The organism is Solibacillus merdavium, from assembly GCF_014836935.1.
In the GTDB taxonomy this organism is placed as follows: Bacteria; Bacillota; Bacilli; order Bacillales_A; family Planococcaceae; genus Solibacillus; species Solibacillus ferritrahens.
Map to the genome: position 1 here is coordinate 47,080 of NZ_JACSPW010000014.1, position 14,265 is coordinate 61,344.

12 protein-coding genes are annotated in these 14,265 nt (G+C 38.9%); 1 reads left to right on the forward strand and 11 read right to left on the reverse strand.

The window, feature by feature from the left end; translation table 11 throughout:
• Positions 1-53 precede the first annotated feature (53 nt).
• From H9632_RS14220 to nikC, 4 genes are read right to left on the reverse strand one after another with little or no spacing between them, the layout of a single operon-like run.
• Positions 54-1,067: an ABC transporter ATP-binding protein gene (locus tag H9632_RS14220; RefSeq protein WP_191704730.1), complete on the reverse strand. Its 1,014-nt coding sequence runs from the start codon at positions 1,065-1,067 to the stop codon at positions 54-56.
• Positions 1,039-2,076 carry an ABC transporter ATP-binding protein gene (locus H9632_RS14225; protein ID WP_318247705.1) on the reverse strand — a complete coding sequence of 346 codons (1,038 nt, stop codon included), beginning with the start codon at positions 2,074-2,076 and terminating at the stop codon, positions 1,039-1,041. Before H9632_RS14225 ends, H9632_RS14220 begins: the two co-directional genes overlap by 29 nt.
• Positions 2,077-2,098: 22 nt before the next feature.
• The gene (locus tag H9632_RS14230) at positions 2,099-3,052 is read right to left on the reverse strand and encodes an ABC transporter permease (RefSeq protein ID WP_191704731.1); all 954 of its coding nucleotides are present in this window, start codon (positions 3,050-3,052) and stop codon (positions 2,099-2,101) included.
• 15 nt (positions 3,053-3,067) lie between these two features.
• Positions 3,068-3,928, reverse strand: a complete 861-nt coding sequence (gene nikC, locus H9632_RS14235) for a nickel transporter permease (RefSeq protein ID WP_191704790.1) — start codon at positions 3,926-3,928, stop codon at positions 3,068-3,070.
• Positions 3,929-4,364: 436 nt separating this feature from the next.
• Here nikC and H9632_RS14240 point away from each other — a divergent pair, with 436 nt between their 5' ends.
• The gene (locus tag H9632_RS14240) at positions 4,365-6,011 is read left to right on the forward strand and encodes a glutathione ABC transporter substrate-binding protein (RefSeq protein WP_191704732.1); all 1,647 of its coding nucleotides are present in this window, start codon (positions 4,365-4,367) and stop codon (positions 6,009-6,011) included.
• 53 nt (positions 6,012-6,064) lie between these two features.
• On the opposite strand, the gene H9632_RS14245 is transcribed toward H9632_RS14240, so the two are convergent.
• The 7 genes from H9632_RS14245 to H9632_RS14275 form a co-directional block, all read right to left on the reverse strand.
• On the reverse strand, positions 6,065-6,931 hold the full coding sequence (locus H9632_RS14245) for an SGNH/GDSL hydrolase family protein (protein WP_191704733.1): 867 nt from the start codon (positions 6,929-6,931) through the stop codon (positions 6,065-6,067).
• A 21-nt stretch (positions 6,932-6,952) separates the two neighbouring features.
• Complete coding sequence (locus tag H9632_RS14250; protein ID WP_191704734.1) at positions 6,953-8,182, reverse strand: aminopeptidase; 1,230 nt, start codon at positions 8,180-8,182, stop codon at positions 6,953-6,955.
• A 3-nt stretch (positions 8,183-8,185) separates the two neighbouring features.
• Positions 8,186-9,418 (reverse strand): DEAD/DEAH box helicase, encoded by a 1,233-nt coding sequence (locus H9632_RS14255; RefSeq protein WP_191704735.1) that lies wholly within the window; start codon positions 9,416-9,418, stop codon positions 8,186-8,188.
• 454 nt (positions 9,419-9,872) lie between these two features.
• On the reverse strand, positions 9,873-11,054 hold the full coding sequence (locus H9632_RS14260; protein ID WP_191704736.1) for an acetyl-CoA C-acetyltransferase: 1,182 nt from the start codon (positions 11,052-11,054) through the stop codon (positions 9,873-9,875).
• A gap of 22 nt (positions 11,055-11,076) precedes the next feature.
• Positions 11,077-12,219, reverse strand: coding sequence for an acyl-CoA dehydrogenase family protein (locus tag H9632_RS14265; RefSeq protein ID WP_191704737.1), 1,143 nt, complete (start codon positions 12,217-12,219; stop codon positions 11,077-11,079).
• Positions 12,220-12,382: 163 nt separating this feature from the next.
• Positions 12,383-13,288: an N-acetylmuramic acid 6-phosphate etherase gene (gene murQ / locus H9632_RS14270; RefSeq protein WP_191704738.1), complete on the reverse strand. Its 906-nt coding sequence runs from the start codon at positions 13,286-13,288 to the stop codon at positions 12,383-12,385.
• Positions 13,285-14,262: an N-acetylglucosamine kinase gene (locus H9632_RS14275; RefSeq protein WP_191704739.1), complete on the reverse strand. Its 978-nt coding sequence runs from the start codon at positions 14,260-14,262 to the stop codon at positions 13,285-13,287. The genes murQ and H9632_RS14275 overlap by 4 nt, the downstream gene beginning before the upstream one ends.
• Positions 14,263-14,265: the final 3 nt, after the last annotated feature.

Below are 14,265 nucleotides of genomic sequence, written 5' to 3' on the forward strand. Positions count from 1 at the left end.
ATCGAAAAAACCACACTATACGAACGAATATTCGTACAGTGTGGTTTTTATTATTAATAGTTTGGAGTCATTTTTCCAGCTGAAATTTCTTCCATATAGTGACACGCAGCTTCATGTGTATCCTTCATGATGTCTGAAGTACGTAAAACTGGCTCTTCCGTACGGCATTTATCTGTCGCAAATGGACAGCGCGTATGGAAGCGGCAACCTTGTGGCGGATCAATTGGTGACGGTACATCACCTTTCAATACGATTCGACTCTTCACTGCATCCGGATCTGGTACAGGGATTGCCGATAAAAGTGCTTTCGTATATGGATGTTGAGGATTTTCAAACAAACTATTTTTATCTGCAATCTCAACAATTTTCCCTAAATACATTACGATAATACGGTCAGAAATATGACGTACTACCCCTAAGTCATGAGAGATGAATAAGTATGTTAATCCATATTCATCTTGTAACTCTTCTAATAAGTTTAGTACTTGCGCTTGAATTGAAACGTCAAGTGCAGATACCGCTTCATCACAAATAATAAGCTTTGGGTCAACGGATAATGCACGGGCAATACCGATACGCTGACGTTGCCCACCTGAGAATTCGTGGGGATAGCGGTCTGCTTGATATGGACGCAATCCAACCGTTTCAAGAAGTTGTTCAATCCGTGCACGGCGTTGGTCCGGTGGTAAAACATTCTGAATATGCATCGCTTCACTTAGTACACTTGCAACAGTTTGACGTGGATTAATTGAAGCGTATGGATCTTGGAAAATGATTTGTAAATCTTTACGGAATTTACGCATTTCACCTTTAGGGATTTTTGTAATATCTGTCCCTTGGAAGACAACAGATCCATCTGTTGGCTCTTCCAAACGTAAAATTGCTCGACCTGTTGTAGATTTACCACACCCAGATTCCCCTACAATACTTACAGTTTCCCCTTCATAAATCGTAAATGAAATATCATCTACTGCCTTTACGTGGTTGACGGTACGGCCTAAAAAACCACCTTTAATTGGGAAGTATTGCTTTAATCCCTCAACCTTTAACAGTTCTTTTTTCGCCATATAGCGTCACCTCCGATTCTCCATCCCACTCTTCTGAATACATCCAGCAACGGATTTGCTCTGAATTGTCTCCCCCGGTACTTAATAAATCCGGCTGTTTTTTATGGCAAAGCTCTGTCGCCACTGGACAACGAGGAGCAAAACGACAACCGACCGGCATTTCATGTGGGCTCGGCACCATTCCTTTTATCGGAATTAGTTTTTCCTGGTCCACATCATGACGTGGTAATGAATTTAGTAAGCCTAATGTATATGGATGCTTAGGATTTTTAAATAGTGTGCGAACATCTGAATATTCCACTACTTGCCCAGCGTACATTACCGCTACATAATCGCATGTCTCAGCCACTACCCCTAAATCATGGGTAATCATTATTACAGACATTCCTAAGCGATTTTGTAAATCTTTAATTAGCTCTAAAATTTGCGCTTGAATTGTCACATCGAGCGCTGTTGTTGGCTCATCCGCAATTAGAATTTCAGGATCGCATGCTAATGCCATCGCAATCATTACACGCTGGCGCATCCCGCCCGATAGTTCGTGTGGATATTGTTTTACGCGCTTTTCAGGTGATGGTATACCAACCAGTTTTAACATTTCCACTGACTGAGACATCGCTTCTTTATTACCTAGCTTTTTATGGATTTTGATTGTTTCACTAATTTGCTGTCCCACTGTATAAACCGGATTTAACGATGTCATAGGCTCCTGGAAAATCATTGAGATCTGATTACCGCGAATTTCACGCATTGCTTTTTCAGACAGCTTCAACAAGTCTTTTCCTTTGAAAAGTACTTCACCGCCCTTAGTTTTACCGTTTGATGCTAGTAAACGTAAAATCGAAAGAGATGTAATACTTTTCCCCGAACCAGATTCACCTACAATTCCAATAGTCTTTCCTTTTGGAACAGTAAAGCTTACACCGTCAACTGCACGAACTTCTCCAGCTTCCGTACCGAATGATGTTTGTAGATTATTTACGACTAAAATACTTTCCATTTCATTCATTTGCCACACCTCTTTTCGTTTATTAGTTTAAGTCAATTCGTTTATTCAAGAATTTGTAAGAAATATCAACAAGTAGGTTTACAATTACGAATAATAGTGAAATTACAAGTACAGTCCCTTGAACGACTGGGAAGTCCCTTTGCCTAATTGCATCTATTGTTAAACGGCCCATACCATTAATAGCGAAAATTGTTTCTGTTAATACTGCTCCCCCTAGGAAACCACCAAACTCTAATCCAATAACTGTTACTACTGGAATAAGTGCATTTTTAAGAGCATGACGATAAATAACGATACGTTCCGATACCCCTTTTGCACGAGCGGTACGGATATAGTCTTGTCCGATAACTTCAAGCATCGATGAGCGAGTCATACGCGCAATGATTGCGGCACCACCTGTACCGAGTGTGATAACCGGTAGAATAATTTGTCGCCACGAGTCACCCCATCCAGATGGCCGCATTTTTAGAATTTCCGGTAAATCCCAGCCAAATGGTAGATTACCTAATGCAAACCATTGAATTAATAGTAACCCTAACCAGAAATTCGGCATTGATAATCCAAATAACGCAATAATCATAATTGAAACGTCAGTTAATGTATAATGACGTACTGCAGAAATAATACCTGCAATTAAACCGATAAATACCGCTAAAATTGTTGCATAAACAGCTACTTCTACCGTAATCCAAAATCGTGCCTGTATTTCATCCATTACAGGACGACCACTACGAACTGAATTACCTAAATCGCCTTGCAGCGCATTGCCTAAAAATCGACCATACTGTACATATGCAGGGTCATTTAACCCTAATTTTTCACGTAAATTTTCTACCGTTTGTTCAGATGCACCTTCCCCTGCCATTACTTGCGCAGGATCACCAGGAATTAGGAACATCAATGAAAACACTAAAATAGAAACCCCTAACAATACGGGAATCGTTTGTAATAAACGACGGATAATATATTTAGTCATTTACTGTTCCACCTCCTATTGTTTCATCTTTGGATCAAGTGCATCACGTAATCCATCACCGAAAATATTAAATGCCAATACTACGACAACAATCATCATTCCAGGAATTAATACCATATGACCTGCATTATGCATATACGTACGGCCATCACTTAACATTGCTCCCCATTCCGGGTCCGGCGGCTGCGCACCTAAACCTAGGAATGCCAAGCCCGAAGCTGTTAAAATTGCCGTTGCAATACGCATAGTTGCTTGAACGATAATTGGTGACATAATATTCGGTAAAATATGTTTAAAAATAATTCTTATATCCGATGCCCCAAGTGCCCTTACTGCATCAATATATTCGAGCTTTTTCACTTGTAGCGTCGAACCACGTACAATACGTGCAAACGCTGGTACGGAGAATATACCTACCGCAATAATAACATTTACTAAGCTACCACCTAATACAGATACGATTGCTAAAGCTAGTAAAATACCAGGGAACGCCAACAGAATATCCATAAGACGCATAGTTATCGTATCAATGGCACCGCCATAATATCCTGATACAATCCCTAATACTACCCCAATTATTCCTCCAATAAATACCGATAAAAACCCAACTGTTAACGTTAACTTTGTTCCATTAACAATACGCGAGAATATATCACGGCCGAAGTTATCTGTACCAAACCAATGTTCTTTTGAAGGTGGCTGAAGTTTGTTTAAAATATTTTGTGCATTTGGATCGGTCTTAACTAAAAATGGTCCAAATATCCCTACTAAAATGATAAAAAGAATTACTATTCCACCAACAACAGCTGCCTTATTTTTAAGTAAACGCTTCATAAACGTTTTAAAAGCTTCCGAACGTGGATTACTTTTTTTCATTGTAGAAGGATTTTTCTCTGTTTGTACCGTACTCAATATAAATCACCCTTTCAAATTTTTAGTTCCTTCTATAAATTCTAAATTATTAGTATAAATAATAGTATATAGAGTAAAAAGTATACATTTCAAGATAATAATGTTTTAGTAAAATTCTGAATATTTTATTATTTTTATATTTTTTAACAATTTGATTATATCAACATAGTATACTTTTTTAATCCAAATTATGACTAACGCTTACAGCCATAAGACCTACATCAATTTACTGAATTGTTTAACATTATCATGAAATACTTTATCATGTCCCGATTTTCTCCTTTAACTATTTTTTATCTTTTTTGGATATTGATGCTTTGTACTCATATGTGCTATTCTATTTAAAGAAATTACATTTTTGTAATATTCTAAAATAATATTAAATGGGGGGACTTCCATCATGTCATTTTCTAAAAAGTCGCTATGGATGCTACTTCTTACATTTACACTTGCCCTTGTGTTAGCTGCATGTGCTGGTGGAGATGATTCAGAAGATACATCAAAAGGCGAGGACACTGGAACTGAAACAAATACAGACTCTAGTACGAACGATGATGCAGCTTCAGAAGGTGGCGGTGATTTAATTATCGCTGAATTATCTGATGCTCAATCACTAGACCCACACGGATCAAACGATGTTTCTTCGTCAAATGTACAATCTAACATTTATGAAACATTAGTAAATCGTGATGCTAACGGAGAATTAGTTCCTGGTTTAGCAGAATCTTGGACTCAAGTTGATGACTTAACATGGGAATTCAAGCTTAAGCAAGGTGTTACTTTCCATGACGGCGAAGCTTTCAATGCTGAAGCTGTAAAAGCTTCTTTCGACCGAGTTTTAGATGAAAAAGTTGCGTCACCACGTGCTTTCTTATTTGAAATGGTTACAGAAGTAAAAGTAATTGATGATTCAACAGTTCAATTCGTAACTGAATACCCATTCTCACCATTACTTGCACACTTAACGCACAATGGTGGTGGTATCATTTCACCAAAAGCAATTGCTGATGACTATGCTGCAATGGAAGCTGATTCTTCTGTAGCTGCTGGTTCAGTAATCGGTACAAATCCAGTAGGTACTGGTCCATTCAAATTCGTTTCTTGGACTCCAGGTACTGAAGTAAAATTAGAAAAGTTCGCTGACTATGCAGGAACTCCTGCACACGTTGATACGGTAACATTTAAAGTAGTACCAGAAGGCGCTACTCGTGTTGCTGAATTACAATCAGGTTACGCTCACATTATCGGTGCCGTTGAGCCTAGCCAAGTAGCAAACGTAAATGGTTCTGACGGCGTTTCAGTTTTAGAAACTCCATCGTCTTCTTTAACTTATGTAGGTTTCAATACACAAAAAGCACCATTTGATAACGAAAAAGTACGTCAGGCGATTTCAAAAGCAATCGACCGTGTTACTTTAATCGATGGTATTTATGAAGGATACGGTATTCCAGCGATTTCCCCATTATCTCCTGGTATTTTCGGATACACTGAAGATGTAACATCAATGGCTTACAACTTAGACGAAGCGAAAGCTTTACTAGCTGAAGCTGGTTATGCAGATGGCTTCTCAACAACAATTTGGACGAATGATAACCCAGCTCGTCAAAATGTTGCGATCGTATTACAAGAAGGCTTAAAACAATTAAACATCGATGTTAAGATCGAAGTTTTAGAGTGGGGCGCGTACTTAGAGAAAACAGCTGCTGGTGAGCACGATATGTTCATCTTAGGTTGGTCTAATGCTACTGCTGATGCAGACTACGGTCTATATGCATTATTCCACTCTTCACAACATGGTGACCCAGGTAACCGTTCATTCTACTCAAGCGAAAAAGTGGATGAGTTATTAGATAAAGGTCGTCGTGAAGCAGATCCAAGTGCTCGTGAAGCAATCTACAAAGAAGCATTACAATTAATTTCTGACGAGTCGCCAATGGCATTCGTATTACACCCATATACATTAACAGGTGTATCTGATAAAGTTTCTGGCTTCAACGTAGGAACTGACAGCATTTACCAATTACGTGACGTTAAAATCAGCGAGTAATTGAACAGTAAAAAAGCATTCCTTCAAGAATTTCTTGTCGGAATGCTTTTTATTTATACATATATAGGTGTTGGTTTATCAGGATAATGCAGGGCCATAAATTGCGATTCCTCAACAGCTAATTCATTTTGCTGCATCTGCAACATTTCTTCAAATGTTTTCGGATTTGGTGCAGGCATTGCGTCTATAGGTAACGAAAGAAAATCATTTCCGCTATATTTCTTTAGCATTTCATTAGCCATTATACGGTAGCCAAGCTGATTCGGATGAATATCTTGAATGCTAGGTAAATAATCCGCTTGCCCTGAATTAAAAGCTTCAAAAACATCAACAAATACATATCCGGCTTGCTCTGTCTCCTGCTTTAAAATTCCATTTAATAACTTTACTGCCTTTTCTGCACCTTGTTTTTGCTCCTCATGAAGGCTCACATAAGGAAAATAATAACCAAGCACATAAATTTCAGCGTTAGGTGCTTTTTCTTTTGTTAACGAAAGGAGTTCTTTCATTTGAATCCGCACTTCATTTAATGCAAAGTCCGCACTTAGCTGGGAAAAGGCAATAGTACCTTGCTCCGGATTATGCGCTATAAGAGGGAGTAAATTATTGGCCCCCGCAGAAATAGTAATCAATGTCGCCTCATTTAGTAACTGTTCTGCTTTATCAGATTGAACTGTTTCAATGACATTTTCAACACGATAACCCGGAAAAGTAAGCTCTTTTGAAAAATGAGCAAGTTTTCCGTTGCGCATGAGCTGTAAAGCAATAAAATCCGTATAGCCCGCATCGATTTCACTGTATGGCGTTTGTCCTGCTGCTAATGAATCTCCAAGCGCTATATACACATCCCGTTCATCGGCCAATGTTGCAGTTGGAAATAAGACGACACAAAAAATAATGCTAAGTATTATTTTCCGCATTTACTCACCCCACTTCTATATTTAGAATGCCCAGTTTCCTTTTCTGAAAATCGGTTCTTTTGAGCCATCCGCTAAAATACCGTCTATATCCATTTCAGCGCTTCCGATCATAAAATCTTCATGTGTAATCGATGTATTAATACCTAACGATTCTAGCTGGCCTTTTTCTAGCTCCTTGCCACCTTCATAACAAGTTGGATATGCTTCACCAATCGCTAAATGATTAGATGCATTCTCATCAAATAATGTGTTGTAATATAAAATATTTGATGCTGAAATTGGTGATTCATGTGGTACTAATGCCACTTCCCCTAAATAAGTAGAACCTTCATCTGAAGCGATAAGCTGCTGCAGTAATTTCTGACCCACTTTTGCCTCAGCACTCACAATTTTTCCTTTTTCAAAAGTAAGCTTAAATTCATCAATAATATTTCCTTTATAAACAAGCGGTTTTGTATTTGATACGTATCCATTTACCCCATATTTTGCAGGTAGTGTAAATACTTCTTCTGTCGGCATATTCGCAATAAATGTTGTACCGTCCGGAGATTCACTACTACCACTTTTCCATAAATGCTTTTCGGGTAATTCAATTGTTAAATCTGTACCTGGTGCCAAGTAGTGTAATTTAGCATATTTCTTAGCATTTAGCTGTGCTGCACGTGCATGTAAAGTTTCAATATGATTTTTCCAGTTTTCAACCGCATTACCATCACCAATACGCACAGTTTTAAAAATGGCATCCCATAATGCCGGTACTTGTTCTTGCTCAGCTAAATCAGGGAAGACTTTAGCCGCCCATTTTGGAGAAGGGACTGCAATAATTGACCATGCGATATCATCATTCATAACTGCTTTACGATAGTTGACAAGCGCTGTACCTGCTGCCTTCTGCTGAGCACCGATTTTCTCCGATTCTATACCCGCCAGTAAATCGGGATTTTCTGCATCAATCCAAAGAAGTGCGCCTTTACGTTCGATTAATTCCTCGCGTTGTGCAACGACCCATTTAGGAAAATTAGCTGTCTCTTCAACAGTAACATTTTCAAAATAGGCACGTTCAAAGCTTGCATCTGTTAAATTTACATGGACACGACTTGCGCCTGCCTCATATGCTTTTTTCACAACAATTCGTGTGAAATCCAATGTATCTGTTGATGTATTAATTAATAAGTATTGTCCTCTTTGAACATTTACTCCGATACGAACAGCTAAATCTGCATATTGCTCTAACTTCTCTTGGAATGTCATGAATTATTTCTCCTTTTTCTTACTGAAAGTCATACCTTTTTTATTTGTCTTTGGCTGATAAGACTTTTTCTCTGTTGCTTTCTTTACTTCGGGAGCCGCTTTTGATGAAACTGTTTTTGCATTTCCCTCCACAAGCTGCCCTTGAGTCCATACTTTTTGAACACCTTTTAATGAAAGATCACGCAACCATTTTTTGAAAGTCTTTTCATCTTTATAAGATAATAATGTTAATACTTCTCCATCTGCTCCTGCACGACCTGTACGGCCCGAACGATGTGTATACTGCTCAATTATACGTGGAACGTCGACATGAATAACATGTGTTAATCCTGAAATATCTAAACCTCGTGCCGCAATATCTGTTGCGATTAAAATGCGTGCTTCCCCTTTTCTGAAAGCATCCAACGCTTTTTTACGTTCGTCTTTTTTCATATCTGAATGAAGTGCTACAATTGGTGCATCGCGATATTCCAACTTGTTTTGTTTCATTAATACTTGGTCAATATTATTGACGAATGCCAACCCGCGTAATCCTTCAATATTAGCAAGACGGCGAAGCATCTCTGTTTTGTCTCGTTCCTCTACTTTTACAAAGGAGTGAACTACTTTACCGAACTTCACCATATCTTCAGGCTTAATTTCTATGCTGACTGGCTCGAACATTAAGCGTTCTGCTACAAGCTTTATTTCTTCTGTAATCGTTGCAGATACTACAACGACTTGACGACCGAATGCCGCATTTTCTATAAATGATTTTACGACAACGCGGTATTCACGACTTAATAGCTGATCGCATTCATCTAAAACAATTGTTTCTATTTCTCTAAGCTTTAATTTACCTTGGCGAGCCAATTCATTTAAGCGACCTGGTGTCCCGACAACAATCGTTGGCTTTTTCTTTAATTTTTCAATTTGACGAGCTGAGTTTGCCCCACCGATCAACTGTTGGACAGTAATATCTGTTCCAACTGTCCAATCACGGATAACTTCAACAATTTGCATTGCAAGCTCTTGTGATGGTGCTACGATCAACGCTTGGGTTTGTTTCTTTTTTCCGTCAACTTTATTTAAAATAGGTAATGTGTAGGCTAATGTTTTTCCTGAGCCTGTTGGGGATTCTGCTACGATATCTTTCCCTTCAACCATCGCTGGAATCATTTCGTCCTGAATTTTCATTGTCGTTTCAAACGACCATTTATTTTGAAGTGTTTCGTTTAATAAACTGATTGCTGACATATTGTTTTACCACCTTTTATTCGTTGGCTTTAGTGTAACATATTCCGCAATTAATGCGTAAAATTTGGCGGAATGTGATTTGGTTGTTTACAGCAAAAAAAGTAAGGTTTGTGTCAAATTAAAATCGGTTTGAATTTTTCGTAATAAAGTTCAAATGAAAGAATCTATTTCGGTATGCTACCCTTTGTGTCTCATCTTTAGAAACTTGGGGTGAAAAAGTTGCAAGGATTTCTAATATAATCTGAAATCGTCTAATATATTTTTATTTGTTCTAATAAAATTGCGATTTTCTAATATGTCCTTTCGTTGTGCTAATAAAGGTTCGCTTTGTTCTAAAATCCCCTTTCACTTTTCTAATACCGGCCCGACTTTTTCTAATATCCCGCATTATTGTTCTAATAAAAACATACAACAAAAAAGCATGCCGGAAACTTTCTCCTAGCATGCCAAGTTTCTATACTCTTTCGATAATTAAAGCAATTCCTTGTCCGCCACCGATACAAAGGCTGGCAACCGCATACTTCCCATTTCGTCGTTGCAGTTCATATGCAGCGGATAAGATGATTCTTGTACCACTTGCACCTACTGGGTGACCGAGTGCGATTGCACCACCATTTACATTCGTTTTCTCACGGTTCAGTCCAAGTTCCTTTTCTACTGCGATATATTGGGCTGCAAATGCTTCATTAATTTCAACTAAATCCATGTCTTCGATTGTTAGATTCGCACGCTCCAATGCTTGACGAATTGCCGGAGCCGGACCGATTCCCATAATCGACGGATCAACACCCGCTATTCCCCATGATACAATGCGGGCTAACGGCTTTAGTCCTTGTCCATTTACAAAATCTTCACTTGCGACAACGACAGAAGCTGCCCCATCATTAATGCCCGATGCATTCGCTGCTGTTACTGACCCATCCTTTTTAAAAGCAGGACGTAACTTTGCCAAGCTCTCCCGTGTTCCGCCTTCTTTAATATGTTCATCCTGATCTATTAAAATTTCGCCTTTTCTCGTAGCTACAGCAACCGGCACGATCTCTTTTGCAAAAGTGCCGTCCTTACGTGCTTTTGCGGCACGTTCATTTGAAAGAAGGGCGTATGCATCTTGCTCCTCGCGAGAAATTGTGTACTGTTCAGCCAGCTTTTCTGCCGTTAAGCCCATTCCTGAACCTGTATACTGGTCAGTTAATGTTGCTTGAAGCATATCTGTAAACTCCAGGTTGCCTAGTTTCGAACCGCTAAAGCGTTGTTCGAAGTTCGAATATGGCGATTGGGACATATTTTCTGCTCCCCCAGCCAATACTACATTTCCTTCACCTAGCTGTATCATTTGTGCAGCAGATATAACCGATTGTATACCTGATCCACATAAACGATTCACAGTTAAAGCTGGTACTTCTTTAGGAACACCTGCGTAAAGTCCAATATGTCGAGCTAAATAGGCTGAATTGGAACCAGTTGTAATGACACCCCCGTAAATTACATGGTCGACTTGTTCAGGCTGTACATTTGCCCGCTTTAACGCTTCCACTGCAGTTTTTGTACCAAGCTGTACTGCATCTGTTGTTGCAAAGGAACCCCCAAAAGCTGTAAATGCAGTACGAGCCCCGTCTACAATATATACGTTTTTCATAATTCTATCCCCTTTGTAAGTACTATTTTAAAATTTGTTTTGCGATAATCCCCTTCATAATTTCCGTTGTTCCCGCATAAATTGCTGCTACGGGAATATCTCGGTAACGTCTCGCAATTTCATATTCTTCCATATAGCCATATCCTCCATGTAACTGTAGGCAATCAGCTACGACGCGTTTAGCCATTTCACTATTCCACCACTTTGCCATGGATACTTCCTTCACAATATCTTTACCAGCAATATGTTTTTCGATTAAACTGTCGACATATGTACGTCCAAGCTCAATTTCCGTCGCCATTTCCGCTAATTTAAATTGTGTGTTTTGGAAATCTGCAATACGACTCCCGAATGCTTTACGTTCTTTTACATAATCTACCGTTAGCTGTAAACAACATTCAGCCTCGATTTGAGTTTCAATAGCTACGATTAATCTTTCTTGCTGCAATTTTTCCATTAAATAATAGAAGCCCCGGTTTTCTTCCCCCAATAAGTTTTCTGCAGGTACACGTACATCTTCAAAAATAAGCTCCGCTGTATCTGCACTATGCATTCCGATCTTATCGAGCTTTTTTCCGCGTTTAAAATCAGGTGTACCGCTCTCTACAATAAGCAAACTAATCCCTTTATACGCCGGGCTGGCCTTTGTGTTTGTTTTACAAACAACGACTACATAATCTGCATGAATCCCGTTCGTAATAAATGTCTTTTCTCCATTTAAAATATAGACATCCCCATCTTTTTTAGCGGTCGTTTGAATCCCCGCGAGGTCGGAGCCTGCTCCCGGTTCTGTCATTGCAATAGCCGAAATATACTCACCTGTAACACTTTTAGGTAGCCATTTTTCTTTTTGCGTAGTTGTTCCATATGATTCGATATATGGTGTCACAATATCAGAATGAAGTGAAATCCCACTCGCAAGTCCTGCTCCTACACGTTCTAGCTCCTCCGTTAATATAGCGGAATAGCCAAAATCCAGTCCAAGTCCTCCGTATTCCTCGCTCACCATCGGACATAAAAAGCCATTCTCCCCAAGCTTCAACCAAAACTCACGCGGAATATCCCGATCCTTCTCCCATTGTTCAAAATAAGGATATGCCTCTTTATCCAGCATTTTGCGTAAAGCTTTTCTAAACATCTCATGCTCTTCTGTAGAAATGCCCATCTCCCCGCCCCCTTTGTTTTTTTCTGAATATTAGTACACTTTAATATTAACAGTCACAAAAAACAGAAACAATGGTTTTATAAGAAATATTATCGCGCTATACAGAAATTCTAAGTAAAAAACCAAAAAGAGTTGCCAGAATTATTCATGACAACTCTCGTTATTAACTATTGTTTAAAAGTAAAATAGCCTTTCTTGTATGGCCGTTTACTTGTTCCAATGCAAGTTTTACTCGTTCATAATTTTGATTTGTTTTTAGCATGACAATTGCCGGCTTTACAGCAAATTTCGTTTTTCCAAGCACCTCTTCTGCTTCCTCATATTTGCAGTCCGTTGCAGAAACAACAATTCTTTTAGCCCGCTCTATTAATTTTTTATTGCTAGCATTTACATCGACCATTAAGTTTTCATACACTTTACCTAATTGCACCATCGATGCCGTGCTGATCATATTTAAAATCATTTTATGTGATGTAGCAGCTTTTAATCGAGTTGAGCCTGTTAAAATTTCGGGTCCGACGACAACCTCAATTGCTTCTTCCGCATAGCGACTTACTTCAGATTTAACATTGCTCGTCAAACTTACCGTAAAAGCTCCGACAGATTGGGCATATTCTAAAGCCCCCATTACAAATGGTGTCGTACCACTTGCCGTAATACCGATAACGGAATCGAACGGCGTAATGTTTTTCCCCTTTAATTTATTCATCCCATCTTCCAAACGATCTTCAGCATTTTCAACTGCCTGAAAAAAAGCATCCTTTCCACCTGCCATTACCGTTTGCACAAGCTCCGGGTCAGTCATAAAAGTAGGAGGACATTCAGATGCATCAAGCATACCTAAACGACCACTAGTCCCCGCCCCGATATAAAACAGGCGCCCTCCATTTCTTAAATTTTCAACCACTTTTTTAATTACTTTCTCAATGGTAGGTAAAACTCGTTCGACACTATTCACAACCTGCATATCCTCTTTATTCATTATTTGAAGTACGTCCGAGATGGGCATAACATCCAAATTCATTGTTTCATTATTCCTTTTTTCAGTTGTTAATTGATCGTAATTCATGTTATCTCACCTTCCAATAGACGCCATGTTTGTTGAATCATTTGTTTAACCGGATCACTTACTTCAATTTTATTTTCATGTAATGCTAATAAGTAAGCTCCAACTGTCCCCGAAATTGTTGGCTTCAAAGCAATCAAGTCAGGAAATCGTGACGAAAAACGCATGTTAAACTCTTCATAAAATATATTATTCGAAAATAATCCGCCGTGTAATACTACCGGCTTTGTTCGATCGATTCGTGAGTAGGCACTTTCAATAAGTTCTAATAAAGCTTCTTGAACTGTATAAACGATGGCTTTTGCTAATGTATCTTCTTCAAAAGCGTCTAGCACAATCCTGCTCACAGAAGAAATAGCGGCTACAGGATTTGTGCTGCTATATACTTTTGTAATGAGCTGATCTGGTGATAATACATTAAAATGAGTAAGTATCTCTTTTTGAAAAAGTTTTAAAGGCATTTTGTCATCATGCGCCTTTAATACAGAACGAATGGCGAGCTTCCCTAAGTGATAGCCGCTTCCTTCGTCACCTAATAAATAGCCCCAGCCACCAACACGAAATGTGTTTTGTTGCTCATAACCAAATATAATCGCTCCGGTTCCAGCAATAAGTAAAGTACCTTCTCTGCCCCATGTTCCCGCTGCTAATGCAGCATGAATATCACTCTGAACTTTAAGTTTAGCAAGAACTGGTGATTGCAAAAACGCATCATATATTTTCTGTTGCTCAGCTTGTCGATCTGCACCTGCCATTGCAGCAAATATCGTTTCAACATCCGATAAGGCTACACCTGTCTTCATTAACAATTGGTCAATCAGATTATTTATTAGTGTGTACAACTGCTCTGTTGAAATTGCTGTTAAATTGCTGGAACTCCCTTTGGCTGCTGCAAGTAAACGTCCGCTTTCATTACCGATTACAGCAATCGTTTTAGTGCCGCCGCCATCGATTCCAATCCATAATTTCCCTGACACATG

Bases quoted from the DNA above. Each gene is read 5' to 3' on its own strand.
- H9632_RS14260 (WP_191704736.1), bottom strand. From the start codon at position 11,054: ATGAAAAACGTATATATTGTAGACGGGGCTCGTACTGCATTTACAGCT.
- H9632_RS14230 (WP_191704731.1), bottom strand. From the start codon at position 3,052: ATGACTAAATATATTATCCGTCGTTTATTACAAACGATTCCCGTATTG.
- H9632_RS14240 (WP_191704732.1), top strand. From the start codon at position 4,365: ATGTCATTTTCTAAAAAGTCGCTATGGATGCTACTTCTTACATTTACA.
- H9632_RS14250 (WP_191704734.1), bottom strand. From the start codon at position 8,182: ATGACATTCCAAGAGAAGTTAGAGCAATATGCAGATTTAGCTGTTCGT.
- murQ (WP_191704738.1), bottom strand. From the start codon at position 13,288: ATGAATTACGATCAATTAACAACTGAAAAAAGGAATAATGAAACAATG.
- H9632_RS14225 (WP_318247705.1), bottom strand. From the start codon at position 2,076: ATGAATGAAATGGAAAGTATTTTAGTCGTAAATAATCTACAAACATCA.
- H9632_RS14245 (WP_191704733.1), bottom strand. From the start codon at position 6,931: ATGCGGAAAATAATACTTAGCATTATTTTTTGTGTCGTCTTATTTCCA.
- H9632_RS14265 (WP_191704737.1), bottom strand. From the start codon at position 12,219: ATGGGCATTTCTACAGAAGAGCATGAGATGTTTAGAAAAGCTTTACGC.
- H9632_RS14255 (WP_191704735.1), bottom strand. From the start codon at position 9,418: ATGTCAGCAATCAGTTTATTAAACGAAACACTTCAAAATAAATGGTCG.
- H9632_RS14220 (WP_191704730.1), bottom strand. From the start codon at position 1,067: ATGGCGAAAAAAGAACTGTTAAAGGTTGAGGGATTAAAGCAATACTTC.
- nikC (WP_191704790.1), bottom strand. From the start codon at position 3,928: ATGAAAAAAAGTAATCCACGTTCGGAAGCTTTTAAAACGTTTATGAAG.